Raw genomic sequence first — 22,756 nt, forward strand, 5'->3', positions numbered from 1 at the left:
TGGTGCGCGTGTGGCAAAGACCAAGCCGATCTTCCGGTGCTCCGCATGCTCCCATGAAGTTGCCAAGTGGGTAGGCAAATGTCCCGGATGCGAGGCTTGGGGAACTGTCGACGCGGTGATCGCCGAGCCGAATACGGCTGGCGCGGGCGGCCGTAAGGCGATGCTGCCGAGCACAGCAGCCGCACCGATTTCGCAGATCGATTCTCAGGTCACCAAAGCCAGGCCGACCGGGGTCAGCGAACTCGACCGAGTGCTCGGCGGCGGCGTAGTGCCCGGCTCAGTGGTGCTACTGTCCGGCGAGCCCGGCGTGGGCAAATCAACGCTACTGCTCGAAGTAGCGCACCGATGGGCAGCACAGCGGGACGAGAAATCGCTGTATGTCACCGCAGAGGAGTCGGCGGGACAGGTCCGGCTGCGCGCCGACCGCACCAGAGCGGTGCACGACCGGGTCTATCTAGCCTCGGAATCGGACTTATCGATCGTGTTCGGGCATGTCGAGCAGGTACGCCCCAGCTTGCTCGTGGTCGACTCGGTGCAGACCATGCTCGCTCCGGAGACCGACGGCGTGATCGGCGGCGTCACCCAGGTGCGCTCGGTAACCACTGCGCTGACTTCGCTTGCGAAAGCAAGCGGGGTCGCAGTGCTCGTGGTCGGGCATGTCACCAAAGACGGCAATGTCGCGGGCCCACGCACGCTCGAACACCTGGTTGACGTGGTCCTGCAATTCGAGGGCGACAAGAACTCCACGCTACGGATGGTGCGCGGTATCAAGAACCGCTTCGGCAGTGCCGATGAGGTGGGCTGTTTCGAACTGCATGAAGACGGGATCTCCGGTGTCGACGATCCTTCCGGCCTGTTCCTGCACCACCGGACCGATTCGGTACCAGGCACCGCAGTGACCGTTGCCATGGACGGCAAGCGGCCGCTGGTCGGTGAGGTGCAGGGCCTGACAGTGAAAACCGAGATCCCGCAGCCCCGCCGCGCGGTAAGCGGATTGGATTACCACCGAGTGGCCATGGTGCTGGCCGTCCTGCAGAGCCGCGGCCGAGTGTTCCTCGGTAAGAACGACGTATACGCCGCGACGGTCGGCGGTATGCGGCTGGTCGAGCCTGCTGCCGATTTGGCCATCGCACTGGCCATCGCCAGTGCCGAAGCCGATATCGCGATCCCCCCGGGCTGGGTGATTCTCGGCGAAGTCGGACTGGCGGGCGAAGTTCGTAAGGTAACCGGCCTTGCCCGCAGACTGGCCGAGGCCGAACGCCTCGGCTTCACTACCGCCCTGGTTCCTCCTGGTCCAGCACCGGCGAAAAGCACCATGAAGATCCGCGAAGTCAGCGATATCCGCTCCGCGATCCGTATGGCGGGTATCCGCAGACTACGTGCCACCCCAGCAGAAGCAGTCGGCTGAGGCTGATCCGCCGAGCGCCATGCTCGGCATTCATCCCACAGACCTGGGTGGTTATCACCGCTGCGCCGCACCCGGCACAGCGCTCAATGACCGATGAAACGAACCCCGCTCAGGCAAGGTTGAACGGCTCAGCCGCACTACGCACCGTACCTAGTTGCGCCACAACGTTGTATGCCCCCGGAGGCACCTGTACACGTTCGCCGGCGCAATCAGGCTGCGACGTGGAACCCGACCAAGTCACCGTGAACGCCGCCTGCTCACCACGATTCATCGTTCGTATATCGGGCCTACCGTCCGGATAACAGTCCGCGCTCGACCACAGTCGCTGCCTTCCGTCGAGCGTGTACACCGAAACCTGTTGCAGACCAGAACCCATGTCACGAGTACACGTCACGGTCGAGATATTGGTGATGACGATCCCGAACACTGGCTGCTCGCCGAGCCGGTAGGTAGGCTGCTCGACTGTCACTTTGATCGCAAGCGACTGGTCTGGGCACGGCCCGGCCGCCACAATACCGGCGGCCGCCGCAGGCGGGTTCGGCGCTTCGGAACCGACTGTGGCCGATTTCTCGATCTCCGGAGCCTGGGTGGAGCCGGCGGAGGCGGCGTCATCGGGCGAATCACCGCCACGCACGATGACGAATACGACCCAAACCACCAGAGCGAGGATGATGACCAGAATTCCGATGGCGAACGCGCGGCGACGCCAATAGATCTCCGGTGGCAGCGGTCCATTCGGTTCCAGCACGCATCAACGGTAAGGGCACGATTGGGCATAGCGCCTCAGGGGCGCGGCGTGTCGGCCGCTCACGCTCATCGGCAACGGGTAGGTTCCGTCAGCACTCCGAGCGCAATACCCTTGACCGTATACCTCGGTGCCATACACCTCACGGCCCAGGGCACGATGCCATCGCGCCCTGTTCAGGCCACTTCGCCGATATTGCCGACAACCCGGTGCAGTTGCACCCGCCCCTCGGCCAGTTTGTAGGTCACGCAGGCGATCGCGCACTCACCGGCCGCGACCCGCTGCGAAATAACCATCGATCGCTGCACGAGCAAGTGGCTGGTCTCCACTACGTGCCTAGCCTCTATCTCGTCGACGGTGGAAAGACCTTCGCGACGACCGATCAGGATGGACGGCGTGACTCGCTCCACCACGCTCCGGATGAATCCGCCGGGGACCTCGCCGCCGTCGAGCGCGTCGATGGTCGCCTGCACCGCACCACAGCTGTCATGTCCGAGTACCACGATGAGCGGTACGTTGAGCACATGCACCCCGTACTCGATCGAGCCGAGCACTGAGCTATCGACCACATGTCCCGCGGTACGCACCACGAACATGTCTCCAAGTCCCTGATCGAAAATCAGCTCGGCGGCGACTCTGGAATCACCGCAACCGAACACGATCGCTTGTGGGTGCTGGCCGCCGACGAGCTTGGCCCGGTCTGCCGCACCCTGACCAGGGTGCAGTAGCGCGCCGTTGACGAAGCGCTCGTTGCCTTCTCGAAGGGACTTCCAAGCACTGATCGGTGTGTAACCAGGCATACCGACCATTGTGCACAAGGCTTGCGCTACTGGCGAGTTCTACTGGTTATAAGCGAGCAAATATCACCGCATAGTTAGAGAACGGGAATAGTGAGGGTAGTGCGAAACAGTACAGCGAAGAGCATCGACCAGGACACACTGCTGAACTGGTACCGGGAAAACGCGCGTGATCTGCCGTGGCGAGAGCCGAGCAGCACCGCATGGCAGATCCTGCTGAGCGAGGTCATGCTGCAGCAAACACCAGTCGCACGGGTTGAGCCGATCTGGCGGGAGTGGGTAGCACGCTGGCCGGTCCCTTCGGCGTTGGCCGCGTCCTCGCCCGCCGAACTCCTACGCGCCTGGGGCAAACTCGGTTATCCGCGCCGCGCGCTACGACTGCACGAGTGCGCCAGAGTGCTGGCAACCGAGCACAACAACGAGGTCCCCGCCGATGTGGATGTACTGCTCGGCCTACCGGGCATCGGCGCGTATACCGCGCGCGCTGTCGCGTGCTTCGCCTACGGTCAGCGAGTTCCAGTGGTGGACACCAATGTTCGCCGGGTGGTCGCCAGAGCAGTACACGGGCGGGCAGAAGCGGGCAATCCGACCGCGCGCGACCTCCCTGAGACCGAAGCCCTGCTGCCGAGCCAGGCCGACAACGCCACCGTATTCTCCGCGGCCCTGATGGAACTCGGGGCGACCGTGTGCACTGCGCGCACCCCGGACTGCCCGCGCTGTCCACTCGCGCACTGCGCGTGGGTCGCTGCGGGCCGACCAGCGACCGAGGTGGTCCGCCGCATCCAGAAATACGAGGGCACCGACCGCCAAGCCCGAGGTCGCCTACTGGACGTCCTTCGCTGCGCCAGCGGTCCAGTCGAGCGGGTACACCTGGATCTGGCTTGGACCCGCGACCCGGGCCAACGTGACCGCGCTCTGGACTCACTGCTGGTAGACGGCCTGGTCGAACAGACTCCGGACGGGCTGTTCGCGCTCGCGGGCGAAGGCGGCCACAACGCACACACCCCTTGAGCCGACCTCGAATCCTCGGGCCGGGCGATTCAATCGTGGAGCACGTACCTTAGGAAGCGCTCGACCTCAGTCCGGTAATGCTCGGGCCGATCGTCATGTACGAGGTGTCCCGCTCCGGGGACCACAACGTAGTCAGCGGCTGGATGCACCTCGGCCATCTGCCGCATCTGCCCCGGCGGGGTGATGCTGTACTCGCCCTCCAGCAGTAACGCGGGCACCCGCACAGCACGCCACTGCCGCCAGAAATCACGTCTTCCCCACTCCTCGGATATATCCCGGAAGGTGGTGACCGAGCCGTGCAGCCGGTATCCGTCCGGCCCGGACTCGAACGAGTTCAAGAAATACCGCCCCGCCACCGGCCCGAAGTACGTGAGCACGGCCTCGGCATCGGGAAACGGCTGCGGCCATGCCTCGATCATCGCGGCCCAGTGCGCGGCAGTGCGACCGGTGAAGTCCGGCGCGAGATCCTCGACTACCAGTGCCCGCACCCGCTGCGGATAGCTCGCCGCGAGCACCCAGCCGTGCAGCGCACCCATCGAATGCCCGATCACCACCATCGGCTCGGTGATCTCGCGGATGTGCGCGGCCAGATCCGCGACGAATGCCTCGGTGGTCAGTTCTTCGGGTGCCGGCCTGCCATGCCCTGCGGCATCGAAGGTATAGACATGGCCGAAGTCACGCAGCCAGTCCAGTTGCTCGCACCAGGTGCGAGCACTCCCCATCAAGCCATGCAGCAGGAGTATCGGCACGCCTGCTCCGCCTTCGTCATGCAACATCGATTCGACAATAGCGAGATTTCGGCCATAGGAGATACTGCGCAATCGCTCGACGCCAACCGCTAGCGTGGAGACATGGCTGTTGTGAAGATCAACGCGATCGAGGTTCCCGAGGGCGCGGGGCCCGAGCTGGAGAAGCGGTTCGCCCACCGCGCGCACGCGGTCGAGGGGTCACCCGGCTTCCTCGGCTTTCAACTGCTGCGCCCGGTTGCTGGAGACAATCGGTATTTCGTTGTTACCCAGTGGGATTCGGAAGATTCTTTTGCGGCCTGGCGCGATGGACCCGCACGCGAGGCACACGCGGGCGAGCGTCGCAAACCGGTCGCGACCGGGGCATCGCTACTCGAGTTCGAAGTAGTACTCGATGTCGCGGCGAAGCCGGCGAACTGACTGTGCGAAACCGGCCGACCAGCTCGTATCCCGACCGGGCTGGTCGGCACCCAGTGGCGACTCGCCCGGGACGGTGGCGCACCGTCCGTACCGACTTATTGACGCCGGGTACATGTGGATGTCACAGTTCGAAGGACAAACGCGAGGGTGATGCGGTAATTCCGGTGAGATTCCGGAGCGGTCGCGCCACTGTGTTCCATGCATCGAGTCCGGTGCCGGAAAGCCAGACACCGGCACCGTCGCACCACCACCCGACGGGACGCGTATCCCAAGGAGGACTCGAATGGCTATCGCGTACTCGCCCAGCAGGGCAACTGACTCCCTGGCCACCGTGCTCACCACGGTCGGTGTCGTTCTTCTCGCACTGCTCACGCTTTACCTGGTCGGATTCGACCAGGGCACCATCTCGCGCAGCGGGATGTACCTGCATGAGCTGATGCACGACGGACGCCACCTGCTGGGGCTTCCGTGCCACTGAACGGTTCGCTCACAACATTACTGCTGCGCGGACTGCTGGCCGGCCTGATCGCTGGTGTGCTGGCCGCGACGGTCGGTTTCTTCATCGGCGAACCTCAGGTGGAGGCCGCCATCGCTATCGAAGAAGCGGGCTCGGCTACCGAAACCGCCGAGCACGCCGTATCCACGGGCGGGCATTCCCACGATGCTCAGGCATCGTCGGGCGGACACTCCCACGGTGGCGAAGAACCGTTGGTGAGCCGCACCGGCCAGAAATTCGGGCATTTCCTCGCACTAGGGTTGGCCGGGCTCGCGTTCGGCGCCATCTACGCTGCGGTCGCACATATCGCACGAGGCTACACCACGCTGCCAGGGCCACGACTCGCGCTGGCGATAGGTGTCGCAGGCTGGGCCGCGATCGTCGCGGTGCCATTCTTCAAGTACCCGGCCAACCCACCGGCAGTAGGCGACCCAGATACCATCAACGAGCGCACCCTGCTGTGGTTGGCCGCAGTACTGCTCGGTGTCGTGGCCGTGGCCACAGCGATCGCAGTGGCTATAGTGCTGCGAGCGCAATTGCCCACAGTCCGGTTGATCGGCGGTATCGCGACGTTCGTCCTGGTGACCACACTCGGCTACATTCTGTTACCTGGAGTGAACGAAGTGGGGACGGATTTCCCGGCCACCCTACTATGGCAGTTTCGGGTGGCTTCGCTGGCCGAGACCACAACGCTATGGGTCTGCCTCGCAGTGGGCTTCGCGGCACTCACCGAGTTCGCGACACGCACCGATACTCCGATTCGAGCGGCAGCCGCTAGCGGGGGCTGATTCGTATCCGATGTCCACCGTGTCGCGTTCGACGCACTGTGTGTCGTGATCACTCACATACCGAGCTCTGTTCCCCGCTATCCATGCGGTGTGTGGGGAACAGAGCAGTGGATCCCTACCCGAGGGCCGCGTCGAGGGTGATGTGGTCGACGCCTGCCAGCGCCTTGCTGAGGGGACAACCCGCCTTGGCTGCCTCGGCGGCGGCTTGGAATGCGTCGGCATCAATGCCGGAGACACGACCGCGAACGATGAGTTTGCTCGCGGTGATCCGGAAACCTCCTGCTGGATCCGGGCCGAGAGTGACCTCCGCGGTGACGTCCAGGCTTTCCGGAGTGCCGCCCGCATTGCCGATCTGCGCCGAAAGCGCCATCGCATAGCAAGAGGAATGCGCGGCCGCGATCAACTCTTCCGGACTGGTGGTACCGTCGGCCGACTCAGCAGAACGTTTGGGGAAAGACACATCATATTTACCGACTCCAGAGCTGGTCAGCTCGACCTGTCCCGAACCCTCTTGCAGAGTGCCGGACCAGGCGGTACGCGCGGTACGTGTGGGCATTACGATCCTTTCGCCGAAAATCATTCGATGATTCAGCACGAACCTACCCCGGTAGTCTCCCCTGGCCCACTGGTTCGCCGATTCGCCAGTGCTGGACGCGCACGCTCCTACAGTGCTCGAAGCCGAAATCGGTGGTGTCCGCTTCGCGACCGGTACGTACGGATTCTGGTGCGCGCACGTGCGAAAGCAGCTGACAAACGTACTGTGCGAGCAACTTTCGCAACAACTGCAGGCGGACAGCAAATCTCGACCCCGCCGCATAAGCTACGTGAGTGCGGGTGGTAGCGATGGCGAACCGGAGCTTGGTCGGCTCGGACTGGGGGTCGTGCTCGCCGTGTCCGTGCGGAGTCGGTCGATATCACTATCGATAACACTCGCCCGACCACTGTCTCCTCCCGCACCCACCACAACGGTGGCAACGGCATCACAGGCATACGCGAGCGGGCACATGCGCTTAGCGGTGCGCTTACGGCAGGCCCACGTCCCAGTGGCGGATTCCGAGTCGCGGCCTGCCTTCCCACGCATGCTTCCGAGCCGGAAGCAGTCGAAGCGGATATCGCCATAACATCTACCGGTACGGCGCCAGGCACATCCACCGGACCCGCGGAACAATACACACCGCGAACACATCGACGGCAGCGGAGGCTGCGATACACGATTACCACGACAGCAGCAGAATTCACCACACACCACTGGGCGCTCACTTGACCGCAACGCATCTTGCGGCAAATCCCGTACAGCCATCACAGGCTGCTTGAGTACTGCGCTGATCAGCACACCGGAGTCGCCGACACTCGCGAAGAAAGCCCGTATCATCAGTTGGTGATACGGGCTCCTTCGGGTTCGCGACTTACTCGCCGGAGACTGCGTCGGTAGCGCCTTCGGAAGCTCCGGTCAGCACAACCTCGGGCTTTTCCTCGGTCGCCTTGGTCAGCTTCGTCTTACCAGTGAAGGTGAACTTGGCATCTTCGCCAGTGCCTTCGCCGTCCCAACCTTCCACATCCACGGAAATGGTCTGTCCGGGCCCGATTTCACCGAAGAGAATCTTCTCCGACAGCTGGTCCTCGATCTCGCGCTGGATGGTGCGGCGCAGCGGCCGAGCACCGAGCACGGGGTCGAAACCACGCTTGGCCAGCAGGCTCTTGGCGGTCGGGGTAAGTTCGATCGCCATGTCCTTGTTCCTCAGCTGCGTGGCGACTCGGCCGATCATCAAGTCCACCATCTCGACGATCTGCTCGTTGGTGAGCTGGTGGAAGACGATAACGTCGTCGATACGGTTGAGGAACTCCGGCCTGAAGTGCTTCTTGAGCTCATCGTTGACCTTGAGCTTCATCCGCTCGTAGTTCGACCCCTCGCTGTTGGACTGCGAGAAGCCCAGACCGACCGCCTTCGAGATATCCGCGGTACCGAGGTTCGAGGTGAAGATCAGCACGGTGTTCTTGAAATCCACCGTCCGGCCTTGGCCATCGGTAAGACGCCCATCCTCCAGAACCTGCAACAGGGTGTTGTAGATCTCCTGATGGGCCTTCTCGATCTCGTCGAACAGCACCACCGAGAACGGCTTGCGACGCACCTTCTCGGTGAGCTGGCCGCCTTCCTCGTAACCGACATAGCCGGGAGGGGCACCGAACAGCCGTGAGGCGGTGAACCTGTCGTGGAACTCGCCCATGTCGATCTGGATGAGCGCATCGTCATCACCGAACAGGAAGTTCGCCAGCGCCTTGGACAGCTCGGTCTTACCCACTCCGGATGGACCGGCGAAGATGAACGAGCCGGAAGGACGCTTCGGGTCCTTCAGACCGGCCCTGGTACGACGGATCGCCTTGGAGACAGCCTTGACCGCGTCCTCCTGGCCGATGATCCGCTTGTGCAGCTCCTCCTCCATGCGGAGCAGTCGAGTGGTCTCCTCCTCGGTGAGCTTGAACACCGGGATACCGGTCCAATTCGCCAGTACCTCGGCGATCTGCTCGTCATCGACCTCGGCCACGACATCCAGGTCACCCGATCGCCACTGCTTCTCCCGCTCAGCTCGCTTAGCGACGAGCTGCTTCTCCTTGTCACGCAACCGTGCGGCCTTCTCGAAGTCCTGCGCATCGATCGCGGACTCCTTCTCCCGTCGTGCCTCGGCGATCTTGTCATCGAATTCGCGCAGATCCGGCGGAGCGGTCATCCGACGGATGCGCATCCGGGCGCCCGCCTCGTCGATCAAGTCGATCGCTTTGTCCGGCAGGAACCGGTCGTTGATGTAGCGATCGGCCAGCGTCGCGGCGGCTACCAGAGCGCCGTCGGTGATGGAGACCCTGTGGTGCGCCTCGTAGCGGTCACGCAGGCCCTTGAGGATATTGATGGTGTGTTCGACAGTCGGCTCACCCACCTGAACCGGCTGGAACCGGCGCTCCAGGGCAGCGTCCTTCTCGATGTACTTGCGGTACTCGTCGAGGGTGGTCGCACCAATGGTCTGCAGCTCACCGCGGGCCAGCTTGGGCTTCAGGATCGAAGCCGCGTCGATGGCACCCTCGGCAGCACCCGCGCCGACCAGCGTGTGCAACTCGTCGATGAACAGGATGATGTCGCCGCGGGTGTTGATCTCCTTGAGCACCTTCTTCAGCCGCTCTTCGAAGTCGCCGCGATAGCGGCTGCCCGCGACCAGAGAACCCAGGTCGAGGGTATAAAGCTGCTTGTCCTTCAGCGTCTCGGGCACTTCGCCATTGACAATGGCCTGCGCGAGCCCCTCGACTACAGCGGTCTTGCCGACACCAGGCTCGCCGATCAGCACCGGATTATTCTTGGTGCGGCGGCTGAGCACCTGCATAACACGCTCGATCTCCTTGGATCGGCCGATGACCGGGTCGAGCTTGCCCTCCAGCGCGGCCTGAGTCAGATTACGGCCGAACTGGTCGAGCACCAGTGAAGTGGACGGAGTACCCGCCTCACCGCGCGAACCGGACTCGACCGGCTCCTTGCCCTGATACCCGGACAACAGTTGGATGACCTGCTGACGCACCCGGTTGAGATCAGCGCCCAGCTTCACCAGCACCTGCGCCGCCACGCCCTCGCCCTCGCGGATGAGACCGAGCAAGATGTGCTCGGTGCCGATGTAGTTGTGGCCTAGCTGCAGTGCCTCACGGAGGCTCAGCTCCAGCACCTTCTTGGCGCGCGGGGTGAACGGGATATGTCCGGAAGGGGCCTGCTGCCCCTGGCCGATGATCTCCTCCACCTGGCTGCGCACGCCTTCCAGCGAGATACCGAGCGACTCCAACGACTTGGCCGCGACGCCCTCGCCCTCGTGGATCAGCCCCAGCAGGATGTGCTCGGTGCCGATGTAGTTGTGGTTGAGCATCCGGGCCTCTTCCTGGGCCAGGACGACGACGCGCCTCGCGCGGTCGGTGAACCTCTCGAACATCGCTCCCTCACTCTCCTGCTCCGACATTCTGGCAACAGACGCCACCTGCGCTGTCTACAACCTTGGGCGTCAACCTGCCATGAAGCCCGGGGGTTGCGGCCCCCAACCTCCACTCTAGTTGGCGGAGGATGCCGCCGTCGCCAGTCCACCCTATTGCCGACCCGCGACAGCACCGTCATTGACCCATAACGCAAGCGTCGGGGCATTCGTTTCCGGCTCGGTTTTGCCCTCAGCGAACAGAGCGCTTGACGGTCGAAGGCGACTGCCTACCCGGCGAACGGGGGGATGAACTGGCAAGGTACCGGGCGTGGATGCGCGGGATCGAGCGCATTGAGCACATAAGCCGCAGCCCGCGGACTGCCCGCGATACCAGCGTGCTCGGAATAGTCCGTAGAACAGCCGTCCTGCACCACGATGTTCGTCACGCCCGGCCCAGGCACCAGCCCCGAAGTGTACGGAACAACCAATTCATCCAGCGCGGTCGCAATATTGGTGTACACCACGTCCGGGTGATAGACGCCATCCGCATTCAACGCGCGCAGAAAATCCGAGCCACGCAGGCCTTGCGGGCAGGCCTGACACGGCCCGAAAAGCCCGTCTATGGCCTGGCCCAACCCCAACCGCTTACTGTATTCGCTCAGCTCCCCCAAACCCGCGGCATTCGAGCCGAGCCATAGCGGAGCCAGTCCGACCAGCTTGTCCACCTTGGCCGCCCCACCGAGCCGCTTGATGAAGTAATTACCGTAGACATTGCCCTGAGAATGGGAGACGATATCGACCTTGGCGGCGCCGGTCGCGGCCAGCACCCGATCCACCAAAGCGCCGAACTGCGCGGCGCTACGTTCGATCGGAAGCATTCCGCCGACGGATGATCCAGGCCACGGCAAGTCATAGTTACCGAAGGTGCCCGCATACACGCAGTAGCCTTCATTGGCCAGCAACGGCACATACACACCCCAGTTCGTCTGCGCGCCACCGCCCGTCCCGTGCGCGAGCACCACCGGATTCGGATGCGCAGCGCTCGGCCGACAAGACCAATCGTTGGAACCAGGCAGCGAGCCACCCGGATTCGTCAACTCAGCCGGGATACCCGAGAAGAAGTTGTAGACAACCGGATACTGCTGCGCATGCACCGAGCCCGCCGTGACGACACCCATCGCGGCGAGCAGCACGATGAACAAGGAGAAGCTCGGGACACGCTGCACGATAGCCTCCAAAACCAGAAATAGCTCTAGAACACTCCACCGAACCCAAGTGGCGGCCTACCCAGTGATCGGGGGGATGAACTCGCAAGGCACCGGGCGTGGATGCGCAGGATCGAGCGCATTGAGCACATAAGCCGCAGCCCGCGGACTGCCGCCGAGAGCCGCGTGCTCGGAGTAGTCCGTAGGGCAGCCGTCCTGCACCACGATGTTCGTCACGCCCGGCCCAGGCACCAGCCCCGAAGTGTACGGAACAACCAATTCATCCAACATGGTCGCGATATTGGTGTACGCCACGTCCGGGTGATAGACGCCATCCGCGTTCAACGCGCGCAGAAAATCCGAGCCCTGTCCGACTTGCGGACAAGCTTGACACTCCCCGAAAAGCCCATCGAAGGCCGCTTTCAGACCCACCCGCATGCTGTACACGCCCAAATCCCCTAGTCCCAGGACGTTCGAACCGAGCCACAACGGAGCCAGCCCGACGAATTTGTCCACCTGCGACGCTCCACCGAGACGCTTGATGAAGTAATTACCGTAGACATTGCCCTGGGAGTGGGCGACGATATCGACCTTGGCGGCGCCGGTCGCGGCCAACACCCGATCCACGAAGGCGCCGAGCTGCGCGGCACTGCGCTCGATCGGAAGCATGCCACCCATCGCCGAATTCGGCCATGGCGAGTCGGCGTAGTTACCGAAGGTGCCCGCGTACACGCAGTAGCCTTCATTGGCCAGCAGCGGCACATACACACCCCAGTTCGTCTGCTTGTTTGTGCCTGTTCCGTGCGCGAGTACCACCGGATTCGGATGCGCGGCGATCGGCCGACAAGACCAATCGTTGGAACCAGGCAGCGAGCCACCCGGATTTGTCAACTCGGCCGGGATGCCGACCAAGAAGTTGTAGTCAACCGGATACTGCTGCGCATGCGCCGAGCTCGCCGTGACAACACCCATCGCGGCGAGCAGCACGATGAACAAGGAGAAGCCCGGGACACGCTGCACGATAGCCTCCAAAACCAGAAATAGCTCTAGAACACTCCGCCGAACCTATACCGGTCTACCTCGTGGACGGGGGGATGAACTGGCAAGGCACCGGGCGTGGATGCGCGGGATCGAGCGCATTGAGCACATAAGCCGCAGCCCGCGGACTGCCCGCGAGAACCGCATGTGCGGAGTAATCCATCGAGCAGCCGTCCTGCACCACGATGTTCGTCACGCCCGGCCCAGGCACCAGCCCCGAAGTGTACGGAACAACCAATTCATCCAGCATGGTCGCGATATTGGTGTACGTCACGTCCGGGTGATAGACGCCATCCGCGTTCAACGCGCGCAGGAAATCCGAGCCATGCAGAACTTGACGGCACGCCTGACACGGCCCGAAGAGCCCGTCGAAGGCTGCTTTCAGACCCGATCGCGTGCTGTACTCACTCAACTCCCCCAAACTCGCGGCGTTCGAGCCGAGCCACGGCGGAGCCAGTCCGACGAACTTGTCCACCTGCGACGCTCCACCGAGCCGCTTGATGAAGTAATTACCGTAGACATTGCCCTGGGAGTGGGCGACGATATCGACCTTGGCGGCGCCGGTCGCGGCCAGCACCCGATCCACCAAGGCGCCGAACTGCGCGGCGCTACGTTCGATCGGAAGCATTCCGCCGACGGATGATCCAGGCCACGGCAAGTCATAGTTACCGAAGGTGCCCGCATACACGCAGTAGCCTTCATTGGCCAGCAACGGCACATACACACCCCAGTTCGTCTGCGCGCCACCGCCCGTCCCGTGCGCGAGCACCACCGGATTCGGATGCGCAGCGCTCGGCCGACAAGACCAATCGTTGGAACCAGGCAGCGAGCCACCCGGATTCGCCCACTCGGCCGGGACCCCGACCAAAAAGTTGTAGACAACCGGATACTGTTGCGCATGCGCCGAGCTCGCCGTGATGGCAGACATCGCGGCAAGCAACACGATGAACAGGGAGAAGCCCGAGACACGCCGCACGATAGCCTCCAAAACCAGAAATAGCTCTAGAACACTCCGCCGGATCTGAAATCAATTCTGGAATGCTATCGCACAGAGCCTCTCGGGATGGCGGATTTCGGCGTACGACGAGCGCGGCATGCATCATCTCGATACTGCGCCAAGTCAGTGCGACGCAGTGTGCCCAGTCGGCGTGCACCGCCGAGCACCCGGCGAACCCGTATCCGGCTACCCGGTGAACGGGGGGATGAACTGGCAAGGTACCGGGCGTGGATGCGCGGGATCGAGCGCATTGAGCACATAAGCCGCAGCCCGCGGACTGCCCGCGATACCAGCGTGCTCGGAATAGTCCGTAGAACAGCCGTCCTGCACCACGATGTTCGTCACGCCCGGCCCAGGCACCAGCCCCGAAGTGTACGGAACAACCAATTCATCCAGCGCGGTCGCAATATTGGTGTACACCACGTCCGGGTGATAGACGCCATCCGCATTCAACGCGCGCAGAAAATCCGAGCCACGCAGAACTTGGCGGCAGGCCTGACACAGCGCCCCGGCAAGCGTATCGAAAGCCGATCCCAGCCCCAGTCGCGCACTGTATTCACCCAGTTCCCCCGCTCCAAAGGCGTTCGAGCCGAGCCATGGTGGAGCCAGCGCGACCAACTTGTCCACCTTCGCCGCCCCACCGAGCCGCTTGATGAAATAGTTGGCGAAGAAGTTGCCCTGGGAGTGGGCGACGATATCGACCTTGGCGGCGCCGGTCGCGGCCAGCACCCGATCCACCAAAGCGCCGAACTGCGCGGCGCTACGTTCGATCGGAAGCATTCCGCCGACGGATGATCCAGGCCACGGCAAGTCATAGTTACCGAAGGTGCCCGCATACACGCAGTAGCCTTCATTGGCCAGCAACGGCACATACACACCCCAGTTCGTCTGCGCGCCACCGCCCGTCCCGTGCGCGAGCACCACCGGATTCGGATGCGCAGCGCTCGGCCGACAAGACCAATCGTTGGAACCAGGCAGCGAGCCACCCGGATTCGTCAACTCAGCCGGGATACCCGAGAAGAAGTTGTAGACAACCGGATACTGCTGCGCATGCGCCGAGCCCGCCGTGACGACACCCATCGCGGCAAGCAACACCATGAACAAAGAGAAGCCCGAGACACGCCGCACGACAGCCTCCTGTTATAGAACCAGTTCTAGAACGCTACCGCACCGGAGGACCCCGAAAAGGCTAATCCTAGTGATACAAGTTCTACCGAAGAACAACACTTGGCCGGACCGGCGCGGTGCGCCCGCTCGAGGCCGTAGCAGCGGCCGATATCAGCAAGACGAGCGTGTAGCGCACACCACGCACGATATTCCAACGAAACCAAGCGGTTCGTCGTCAATGCGCAGTACAACGGGCTCCGCGATGACCATTGGGTCTCCGGCAACAGGCAGCTGGTTGTCGGGCGGACGTTCCCGTCGGAAGACATTGCGAAAAGTAGACATTGCGAAAAGTGAACACGCCAGCGCCAACGCGAACACGAGCCAGTCCAGCATGCCCCGATATTCCCTGCCGAGGTGCGACACTGTCGCCAACAGAGTGAAGGCGACCGTACCGCGTGCATATTCAGCGAGCCGAACCGCCGCAGACACTTTCCATGTCCGCAAGCTCCATCTACTGAGCGAGTGTCCGCGGTGGAGAACTCACAGATCCCGATCGGAAATGAGCCCGCTCTGCATAGCCAGTCCGGCCAACCGCACCCGTTTCTGGTTCTGGGGCAGATCTTCCACACCGAACTTGGCGAACAGCGCGCGCAGATGGGTCTTGACCGCGTCGACGCTGAGGAACAACTCTTCGGCGATCTGCTGATTGGATGCAGGCGTGGCGAAACCCGCACCGTGCTTGTACGGGCGACACAGCGCGATCAACACCGAGCGTTGAGTTGCGGTGAGCGAACGGGCGGTGGGAAACGATCCGGTGGAGGTGCGGGTTATGTCGTCGGCCACACCGCTGAAATCATGGAAAGAAACCCGCGAGGTACCCATTCGGATGACATCGCCGCCCTTCAGCCTGCGCCTTCCTGCGAGCCGGTCACCATTGACGAAGGTTCCGTTGCGGGAAAGACCGTCATCGACGATGGTCCAGTGCGCGCCCAGATATTCGACCGCCGCGTGCAGCCGGGAGACTTCTGCGTCCCAGCTCAGGGCAAGATCGGCATGAGCAGAGCGCCCGATCGTGACACGACTGTGGTCGGGCGTGAGCATAAGCTCCCGCTGCCTTCCCGCGTCATCGGTGAATCGCAAAAACGATCCGACGAATCTTGTCACTGCGCTGATACCTCGCTTCTCCATACCGCCAGTGACCGTCGCACGTTTCCATGGTGCCGCGTCCGGGTACTCCGAGCAAGATCGATTCGACCGATACCGAGGTGATCGATGATTCCTCGGATGATTACGCCATCCGGTCTCGTCGCTATAACGAAGTCCTATCACAAAACAAGACCGCCGCCCCGGCGCCGCACGATTCGACGGGGCGACGGACAAAATTGAACTATCCCTTCGCGGCCTTGTTGTATGCGTCGGTGATGTCGGCGGAGATACGACCACGCGCAGATACCTTGTGCCCATTCCGCCGCGCCCATTCGCGAATTGCGGCACTTTGTTCTCGGTCGATGGAGACCCGGTTCTTAGGAGCGCCCGCAGCAGCAGAAGTAGTCTTGACCCTGCGTCGGCCACTGACCCGCCGTGCACTCGAAACCCACTCTTCCAATCCATCGCGTAGCTTCATAGCATTTGCCGACGACAGGTCGATCTCGTACGACACACCGTCGATCGCAAACTCTATGGTCTCGTCTGCGATGGACTCACCGTCGACATCGTCGATCAGGCTAACGGTGACCTTCTTTGCCATGAGATGAACGTCCTCTCGAAATCGTGCGACCCGCATGCTAGGCCGATTATACGAGGCAAGAATACCTTGAATTCCGGAAATTCCAAGACTGGAGCCGCTGCTTTGTAATCCAGCGATCACCTGGTGACCGGACGCACAATTGGGAACAGTATCGTTTCCCGGATTCCCAATCCTGTCAGCGCCATCAGCAACCGATCGATTCCCATGCCAGTGCCAGTGGTAGGCGGCATACCGTGTTCCATCGCGGCGAGGAAGTCCTCATCCAGGATCATCGCCTCATCATCACCCTGCGCGGCCATCCGCGCCTGGTCGGCGAATCGCTCGCGCTGGATCACCGGATCGACCAACTCCGAATAGCCCGTGGCCAACTCGAAGCCGCGCACATAGAGATCCCACTTCTCCGTGACGCCTGCCGTACTGCGATGTTGCCTTGTCAACGGTGATGTCTCGACCGGGAAGTCGCGAACGAAAGTCGGCGCGTACAGCTTGTCACCGTACTGGTGTTCCCATAGTTCCTCGACAAGTTTCCCGTGGCCATAGCCCTTATCCGCGGGAATTTCCAATCCGACCCGATCTGCGAGTGCGTGCAATTCCGCGACCGATGTTTCCGGAGTGACGCGGACACCCAGCGCATCCGATAGCGAAGGATACATCTCGATGGTTGCCCACTCGCCACTCAGGTCATATTCGGTTCCGTCGGCCAGAGTCACCGTCTGCGTGCCGAACACATCCTGGGCCACTTCCTGCACCAATTCCCGGATCATCAGCGCCGAGTCATCGTAGGTTCCGTATGCTTGGTATGTCTCCAACATGGCGAACTCAGGAGAATGCGTAGAGTCCGCGCCTTCGTTGCGGAAGTTCCGGTTGATCTCGAAAACCTGCTCCAAGCCACCGACCACACAGCGCTTCAAGAACAACTCGGGTGCTATACGCAGGTAGAGATCCATATCGAGAGCATTCGAATGGGTGATGAACGGCCGGGCTGCGGCGCCGCCGTGTAGCGTCTGCAACATCGGAGTCTCTACTTCTAGAAATCCCCGCCGTTCGAGCGCGTTACGCAACGCACGCACAACTGTGATACGCGTTCGCGCCATTTCTCTGGCCTCTGGACGCACAATCAGGTCGACATAACGTTGCCGGACACGAGTCTCCTCGTTCATCTCTTTATGCGCCACAGGCAACGGCCGTAGGGCCTTGGCCGCCATGAACCAGGAATCGGCCAAGACGCTCAACTCTCCGGTCCGCGACGAGATGACCTCACCGCGCACAAAAACAAAGTCACCGAGATCGACGTCGGCCTTCCACGCAGCGAGCGAGTCGGCGCCGACCCCCTTCAGACTGACCATCGCCTGCAGCTTGGTGCCATCACCCTCCTGCAACGTCGTAAAACACAACTTGCCGGTATTACGCAGGAAAATGACGCGACCTGCTACACCGACCTCCTGTCCGGTGGCAATGTCTGCGGCCAGGTCCGGGTATGCGGCCCGAATTTCGGCAAGAGTGTGCGTCCGCGGCACAACGGCCGGATATGCATCGCTACCAGCCGCAAGCAGCCGTTCCCGCTTCTCCCTGCGAATCCGTACCTGCTCCGGAGCGTCGTCGGAGCCGGTCGCCGCAGTGGGCCTCGAATCCGATGACGATACGCTGGAGAATGCGGAGTTGGGAGTGCTCACGACGAGCAACCCTAGCGTGCACCAGAAATCGTTTTGCGAGCCACCCAGGCTTTAGCGCATAGCGTAACGAAACGGTCTCGATTCCATCACTTGTTCGGACAACCCGGCTACTGACCAGGGAGAAGAAATCGGCTGTGGATCTTGCGAAGCCGAAAGCACCTGCGCACCCGAATAATTCGGTTCGGGAAAGCTGGGAGGAGAATTACAATGAGACGAGCGCGGCGACCTCGCGCACGAAGTGCGACGCATGCATGGCGACGTTCAGCAATCCCGCTGCCTTCAATGCCTGATAGCCACCGACTAGATCAGTCGCCCGACGCAATCCGAGCTGTCGCAGTGCGGCAGCGGCCGAACTGGAGGTGTACCCCTCGGAGCAAACAACGATCCACTCCATCCTGTGGTCGGTGGCCAGCGCCAGCCGAGCAGCGCTGGATGGGTCCAGACGCCATTCCAGCACATTGCGCTCGATCACCAAGGCACCAGGTAGGATGCCCTCGCACTCCCGTTGCGCCTGAGGCCGGATATCTACCAGAACGGCGCCACGCGCGATCGCTTCCGGTAATTCGAAGATGTGGGTCCGGGCCGACCGGGCCCGTGTGTTCTCCAACATCCGATCGATAGTCGAACGGGTCATCACCTATCACCTTAGGGCTGTTCAGTACGGATAATATGAGTAGATAGCGGGGTGCCGTGACAGGTCACCTCGTAATGCGACATTGCGATGAGCGGCGGGGAATGGGCAGGCACGCTCAGTGTCCGATCAAGGGGGTAGGCGGATTCGGCAGCACCGGAAACACCTGCGGATGCGCGCACAATGTTGTGTGACCAACCGATCCGGAATGCCGCCCGACCACTCACCATCAGCGTGCGGTAATGCAATTCCGTTCCGCCCCATCGATATTCCGACAACGCGCCTCTGAGCACAGTCAGTGCCTCGAGCGATCCGACATGGTCGTGTAACCCGGTTGACTTGCCCGGCACCCAACTGATCAGCCAGAAGTCGGCCTCATCGTCGACCGGTAACCTAGTTGCCCAGCGCTCCTCCAGCGGCCGATGACCACTCGAGGCAAGCAGGTGTCCATAGCGGCCGGCCAACACACTTTCGGTGCATTCATCGGTCGACTTCAGCAGACCGGACGGGCGAAGCCGATTCGGAGACACGAGACCGACCGATCGCTCCAGCGACAGGACAGCCGAAAAGGAATTACGGACGTGGGAGATGACGGAAACAGAAGAGCGCATGAGGGGAGCTCCAGGAAAATTAAATCGGTCGAGGGCAGATACTCAGCCTCGATCGGTCGAGGCGTGTCAGCCTCGACAACACTCCTGGGCACTCACGCTAGAAGACACGAGCGACAGGATAGCAGGCCGCAGCGCGGTATGTTCGACCTGCGGTGAGTCCCACATCACATGGGCCACAAATTTCCCTTGCGGCGCTGGTTACGCTCGTACACTAGCCGCAGACCAGTCAACGTGAGATACGGATCGTGCTGGTCGATCGTCTCCGATTCCGGGACGATCAACGGCGCGGTCGTACCGGTCGCCACCACCGCGACATCGTCGCCGGAGAAAGCATCGAACTCGTCGCGAATTCGATCGATCAGCCCATCCACCAATCCGGCGAAACCGAATACCGCACCGGACTGCATGCATTCCATACTGTTCTTCCCCAGCACCGAACGCGGCTTGGTCAACTCGGCTCGTCGCAACGCACTACGTTCCACCAGCGCTTCGGTGGAAATCTCCACGCCAGGAGCGATAATCCCGCCGAGGAACTCACCCTTCTCGGATACCAGATCCACACAGATCGCAGTGCCGAAGTCGACAACAATCGCGGGAGAGGAATATCGCTGATAGGCAGCAAGACAATTGACGATACGATCCGCGCCGATTTCTTTCGGGTTGTCGACCAGCAGCGGAATGCCCGTGCGCACACCAGGTTCCACCAACACGTGCGGCACATGCCCCCAGTACTGACTGAGCATGCCGCGCAACTCGCGCAGTACCGGCGGTACGGTCGAGAGCGCACTGACGCCGATCACCTCGTCCAGCTGCTTACCGACCAGCCCACGCACCTGCATGGCGAATTCGTCAGCAGTCAGCAACGGGTTGGTGTGCATGCGCCAGTGCCGCACCAATGTCGAATGTGCTCCGGTGCCCGAGAACAGACCGAGTTCAATACTGGTATTGCGAACATCGATAGTCAGTAGCATGCTCCGGCCGCCGGTCCTCAGACGAAGGACAGACCGCGCGGCGAGGCCAAACCCGAGCTCTCTGGTGCGTGCGCCGGGTCCGAACCCAGCTCGACCAGGCGATTTCGCTCATCGACGAACACAACCCTTGGGTTGTACCCCATCAGTTCCTGCTCGTTCAGCTGACCATAGGCGATCAAAATCACCAGATCGCCTGGATGGACCAGATGGGCAGCAGCGCCGTTGATGCCGATCACGCCGGAACCCCGCTCTCCCGCGATGATGTAGGTCTCCAACCGGGCGCCGTTATCGATGTCGACGATGCAGACCTGTTCACCTTCCAACAGGTCTGCCGCATCGAGCAGATCCTGGTCCACGGTGACTGATCCCACATAATGCAGATCGGCGTGTGTCACGGTGGCGCGGTGGATTTTCGATTTCATCATGGTGCGCAGCATGGTGGCGCCCTTTCTAGTTCGTGGGAGGGAGCGGGGCGGGAACTGGCACCGTCGGGGCAGGGTGGGCAGTGTCCGCGTCGGAATACGAACCGCGGGCATGAGAGTGGTTATCGCTCGGAACACCGAGTGCGACGGCGATATTGTCGATGAGCCGGGTGGTGCCGACCCTCGCCGCGATCAATAATCTGGCGTTCCCACTCATCGGCGCGGGCCCGAGGTCTGCCGAACGCAACTCCAGATAGTCGAGCTCGATACCTCGAGCAGCATCGAGCACCTGCTTGGCGGCGGCGCGCACCGCATCAGGGCCCAGACCACCCGCGTGCTTGCCCGCCACCAGTGCTGCCGACAACGCAAGCGCCGATTCGCGCTGCGCCGCATCGAGATAGCGATTACGCGAGGACATCGCCAGGCCATCGGGTTCGCGTACAGTGACCACGGGGGTGATCTTCACGTCGAAGTTCAGATCGCGAACCAGTTGCCGGATCAGTGTGAGCTGCTGGTAGTCCTTCTCACCGAAAAGGGCCTCGGTGGGGCATGCGATCTGTAGCAGTTTGGCGATCACAGTGAGCACGCCGGCGAAATGGGTCGAACGGCTGGCCCCTTCCAATTCGGTCCCGAGCGGACCTGGGTGCACCGCAGTGCGCGGACCGTCTGGATACATATCGGACACACTCGGCGCGAATACCAGATCGACTCCCTCCGCGCGCAACAGCTCGACATCGGAGTCCAAGGTGCGAGGGTAATTGTCCAAATCCTCGTTCGCGCTGAACTGCAAAGGGTTGACAAAGATCGAGACGATGACCACCTGGTTGGTCCGCTTCGCCGCCCGCACGATCTCCAGGTGGCCCTCATGTAGCGCGCCCATCGTCGGAACCAGAGCTACCGTGCGACCGACGCCGCGCAGGGCGCGGGATACGGCGCCGATCACCGCGGGATCATTGTGCACGGTCAGCTCACCGGGTCGGTATGCGCCGTGCAATTTCGGATCGAACATCAACGTCCTTCCAAGAGCTCGATGACAGCGGGGGCCGTACCCGCCCTTTCCGCAGTGCGCAGCGACAATGCCCGATACCCCTCGGTCAGCCGAGGGTCCACCGGTGCCAATGCCGCCAGATGCGCGGCCACCGCGTCAGCGTCGTCACGGGCGACGGGTCCAGTCAGACCAGCTTGTCCCCGGCGTAACGCGTTGTCCAGCGCGGCCGAGGCCAAAGGAGCGAGCAAGCGTTCGGCCAAACCACCCGGCTGATCGTCGACCACCTGCTGACCGAGCAGTCCTTGGCCTGCCAACGCGGTCCGTAGCATGGTCAGTGCATCGAGAACCACTGTCAGCAGGTTTCCGCAGCCGTGCACAAGCGCGGCGTGATACAGCGGTCGGTGTTCCTCCGGCACCCGGACCGGCTCGCCGCCCATCTCGATCACCAACGATTGCGCGATGGCATAACCGACCTCATCGGCCGCGGTGATGCCGAAACAGGCATTGCCCAGCCGGGCCAGGTCCTCCTCGTGACCGGTGAAGGTCATGGCAGGGTGGATCGCCAGCGGAAGCGCGCCGATCTCGGTAAGCGGGTCGAGTACCCCGATACCGTTCGCGCCGGAAGTGTGCGCCACGATAGCGCTCGGCCGGACGACGCCGGCACCGGCCAGGCCCCGTACCAGACCAGCGAGTTCGACATCTGGTACTGCGAGCAGCAGCAGCTCGCTGTGCGCGGCCACCTCTTCGATCGGCAAGATCTCCGAATCCGGCAGCCGGGTCCTGGCGCGGCACACCGAGGCATCGGAGACCGCACACACACCGAACACCACATGGCCGGCACGCTCCAGCGCGGCACCCAGTGCCGAGCCGACACGTCCCGCCGAAACGATGCCCACAGTCAAACGGGCGGGGGCCAGGTCACAGTCCGACATCATGTCGTCGGAATTGACACTTCTCGAGGTCAACGGCGTCCTCTCGATCTCGTTCCAGTCCCGCCATGCGGGTACCGGACGGTAC

The 22,756-nt window shown here is 62.4% G+C and carries 23 protein-coding genes; 5 read left to right on the forward strand and 18 right to left on the reverse strand.

Annotation, left to right across the window (positions count from 1 at the left end):
* Nucleotides 1–10: 10 nt before the first annotated feature.
* Nucleotides 11–1,408: a DNA repair protein RadA gene (gene radA, locus ACX4ZE_RS11595; RefSeq protein WP_480273376.1), complete on the forward strand. Its 1,398-nt coding sequence runs from the start codon at nt 11–13 to the stop codon at nt 1,406–1,408.
* Between the two features lie 109 nt (nt 1,409–1,517).
* Here radA and ACX4ZE_RS11600 read toward each other — a convergent pair whose 3' ends face one another.
* Entirely contained in the window at nt 1,518–2,156 is a 639-nt protein-coding gene (locus ACX4ZE_RS11600) for a hypothetical protein (RefSeq protein ID WP_480273377.1), read from the reverse strand.
* 173 nt (nt 2,157–2,329) lie between these two features.
* The gene (locus tag ACX4ZE_RS11605) at nt 2,330–2,953 is read right to left on the reverse strand and encodes a carbonic anhydrase (RefSeq protein WP_480273378.1); all 624 of its coding nucleotides are present in this window, start codon (nt 2,951–2,953) and stop codon (nt 2,330–2,332) included.
* Between the two features lie 99 nt (nt 2,954–3,052).
* On the opposite strand from ACX4ZE_RS11605, the gene ACX4ZE_RS11610 reads away from it, so the two are divergent.
* A complete protein-coding gene (locus ACX4ZE_RS11610; RefSeq protein WP_480273379.1) occupies nt 3,053–3,961 on the forward strand; it encodes an HhH-GPD family protein in 909 nt (302 codons plus the stop codon).
* Between the two features lie 29 nt (nt 3,962–3,990).
* On the opposite strand, the gene ACX4ZE_RS11615 is transcribed toward ACX4ZE_RS11610, so the two are convergent.
* Nucleotides 3,991–4,737 (reverse strand): alpha/beta fold hydrolase, encoded by a 747-nt coding sequence (locus ACX4ZE_RS11615; RefSeq protein WP_480273380.1) that lies wholly within the window; start codon nt 4,735–4,737, stop codon nt 3,991–3,993.
* Between the two features lie 75 nt (nt 4,738–4,812).
* Here ACX4ZE_RS11615 and mhuD point away from each other — a divergent pair, with 75 nt between their 5' ends.
* The 3 genes from mhuD (at nt 4,813) to ACX4ZE_RS11630 (ending at nt 6,411) form a co-directional block, all read left to right on the forward strand.
* The gene (gene mhuD, locus ACX4ZE_RS11620; protein ID WP_480273381.1) at nt 4,813–5,127 is read left to right on the forward strand and encodes a mycobilin-forming heme oxygenase MhuD; all 315 of its coding nucleotides are present in this window, start codon (nt 4,813–4,815) and stop codon (nt 5,125–5,127) included.
* Between the two features lie 283 nt (nt 5,128–5,410).
* On the forward strand, nt 5,411–5,605 hold the full coding sequence (locus ACX4ZE_RS11625) for a CbtB domain-containing protein (protein ID WP_480273382.1): 195 nt from the start codon (nt 5,411–5,413) through the stop codon (nt 5,603–5,605).
* Complete coding sequence (locus tag ACX4ZE_RS11630; RefSeq protein WP_480273383.1) at nt 5,596–6,411, forward strand: CbtA family protein; 816 nt, start codon at nt 5,596–5,598, stop codon at nt 6,409–6,411. Before ACX4ZE_RS11625 ends, ACX4ZE_RS11630 begins: the two co-directional genes overlap by 10 nt.
* Nucleotides 6,412–6,526: 115 nt before the next feature.
* Here the strand turns inward: ACX4ZE_RS11630 and ACX4ZE_RS11635 are convergent, their stop codons facing one another.
* The 15 genes from ACX4ZE_RS11635 to ACX4ZE_RS11705 form a co-directional block, all read right to left on the reverse strand.
* On the reverse strand, nt 6,527–6,967 hold the full coding sequence (locus tag ACX4ZE_RS11635) for an OsmC family peroxiredoxin (protein ID WP_480273384.1): 441 nt from the start codon (nt 6,965–6,967) through the stop codon (nt 6,527–6,529).
* Nucleotides 6,968–7,817: 850 nt separating this feature from the next.
* A complete protein-coding gene (locus tag ACX4ZE_RS11640) occupies nt 7,818–10,370 on the reverse strand; it encodes an ATP-dependent Clp protease ATP-binding subunit (protein ID WP_480273422.1) in 2,553 nt (850 codons plus the stop codon).
* Between the two features lie 266 nt (nt 10,371–10,636).
* The gene (locus tag ACX4ZE_RS11645) at nt 10,637–11,527 is read right to left on the reverse strand and encodes an esterase/lipase family protein (protein WP_480273423.1); all 891 of its coding nucleotides are present in this window, start codon (nt 11,525–11,527) and stop codon (nt 10,637–10,639) included.
* A 105-nt stretch (nt 11,528–11,632) separates the two neighbouring features.
* Nucleotides 11,633–12,526, reverse strand: coding sequence for an esterase/lipase family protein (locus tag ACX4ZE_RS11650; RefSeq protein WP_480273424.1), 894 nt, complete (start codon nt 12,524–12,526; stop codon nt 11,633–11,635).
* Between the two features lie 103 nt (nt 12,527–12,629).
* Nucleotides 12,630–13,568: an esterase/lipase family protein gene (locus tag ACX4ZE_RS11655; protein ID WP_480273385.1), complete on the reverse strand. Its 939-nt coding sequence runs from the start codon at nt 13,566–13,568 to the stop codon at nt 12,630–12,632.
* A gap of 207 nt (nt 13,569–13,775) precedes the next feature.
* The gene (locus tag ACX4ZE_RS11660) at nt 13,776–14,717 is read right to left on the reverse strand and encodes an esterase/lipase family protein (protein WP_480273386.1); all 942 of its coding nucleotides are present in this window, start codon (nt 14,715–14,717) and stop codon (nt 13,776–13,778) included.
* A gap of 519 nt (nt 14,718–15,236) precedes the next feature.
* The gene (locus tag ACX4ZE_RS11665; RefSeq protein WP_480273425.1) at nt 15,237–15,797 is read right to left on the reverse strand and encodes an FHA domain-containing protein; all 561 of its coding nucleotides are present in this window, start codon (nt 15,795–15,797) and stop codon (nt 15,237–15,239) included.
* Nucleotides 15,798–16,083: 286 nt separating this feature from the next.
* Complete coding sequence (locus ACX4ZE_RS11670) at nt 16,084–16,443, reverse strand: histone-like nucleoid-structuring protein Lsr2 (protein ID WP_480273426.1); 360 nt, start codon at nt 16,441–16,443, stop codon at nt 16,084–16,086.
* Nucleotides 16,444–16,559: 116 nt separating this feature from the next.
* Nucleotides 16,560–18,020, reverse strand: coding sequence for a lysine--tRNA ligase (lysS, locus tag ACX4ZE_RS11675; protein WP_480273427.1), 1,461 nt, complete (start codon nt 18,018–18,020; stop codon nt 16,560–16,562).
* 298 nt (nt 18,021–18,318) lie between these two features.
* Nucleotides 18,319–18,750 (reverse strand): rhodanese-like domain-containing protein, encoded by a 432-nt coding sequence (locus ACX4ZE_RS11680; RefSeq protein WP_480273387.1) that lies wholly within the window; start codon nt 18,748–18,750, stop codon nt 18,319–18,321.
* 11 nt (nt 18,751–18,761) lie between these two features.
* A complete protein-coding gene (locus tag ACX4ZE_RS11685; RefSeq protein ID WP_480273388.1) occupies nt 18,762–19,358 on the reverse strand; it encodes a cupin domain-containing protein in 597 nt (198 codons plus the stop codon).
* 164 nt (nt 19,359–19,522) lie between these two features.
* A complete protein-coding gene (locus ACX4ZE_RS11690; protein WP_480273389.1) occupies nt 19,523–20,329 on the reverse strand; it encodes a type III pantothenate kinase in 807 nt (268 codons plus the stop codon).
* Between the two features lie 17 nt (nt 20,330–20,346).
* On the reverse strand, nt 20,347–20,766 hold the full coding sequence (panD, locus tag ACX4ZE_RS11695) for an aspartate 1-decarboxylase (RefSeq protein ID WP_480273390.1): 420 nt from the start codon (nt 20,764–20,766) through the stop codon (nt 20,347–20,349).
* Between the two features lie 13 nt (nt 20,767–20,779).
* The gene (panC, locus tag ACX4ZE_RS11700) at nt 20,780–21,760 is read right to left on the reverse strand and encodes a pantoate--beta-alanine ligase (RefSeq protein ID WP_480273391.1); all 981 of its coding nucleotides are present in this window, start codon (nt 21,758–21,760) and stop codon (nt 20,780–20,782) included.
* Nucleotides 21,760–22,674 (reverse strand): Rossmann-like and DUF2520 domain-containing protein, encoded by a 915-nt coding sequence (locus ACX4ZE_RS11705; RefSeq protein WP_480273428.1) that lies wholly within the window; start codon nt 22,672–22,674, stop codon nt 21,760–21,762. Before ACX4ZE_RS11705 ends, panC begins: the two co-directional genes overlap by 1 nt.
* Nucleotides 22,675–22,756 lie beyond the last annotated feature (82 nt).

This window comes from Nocardia sp. TBRC8007 (genome assembly GCF_056629435.1).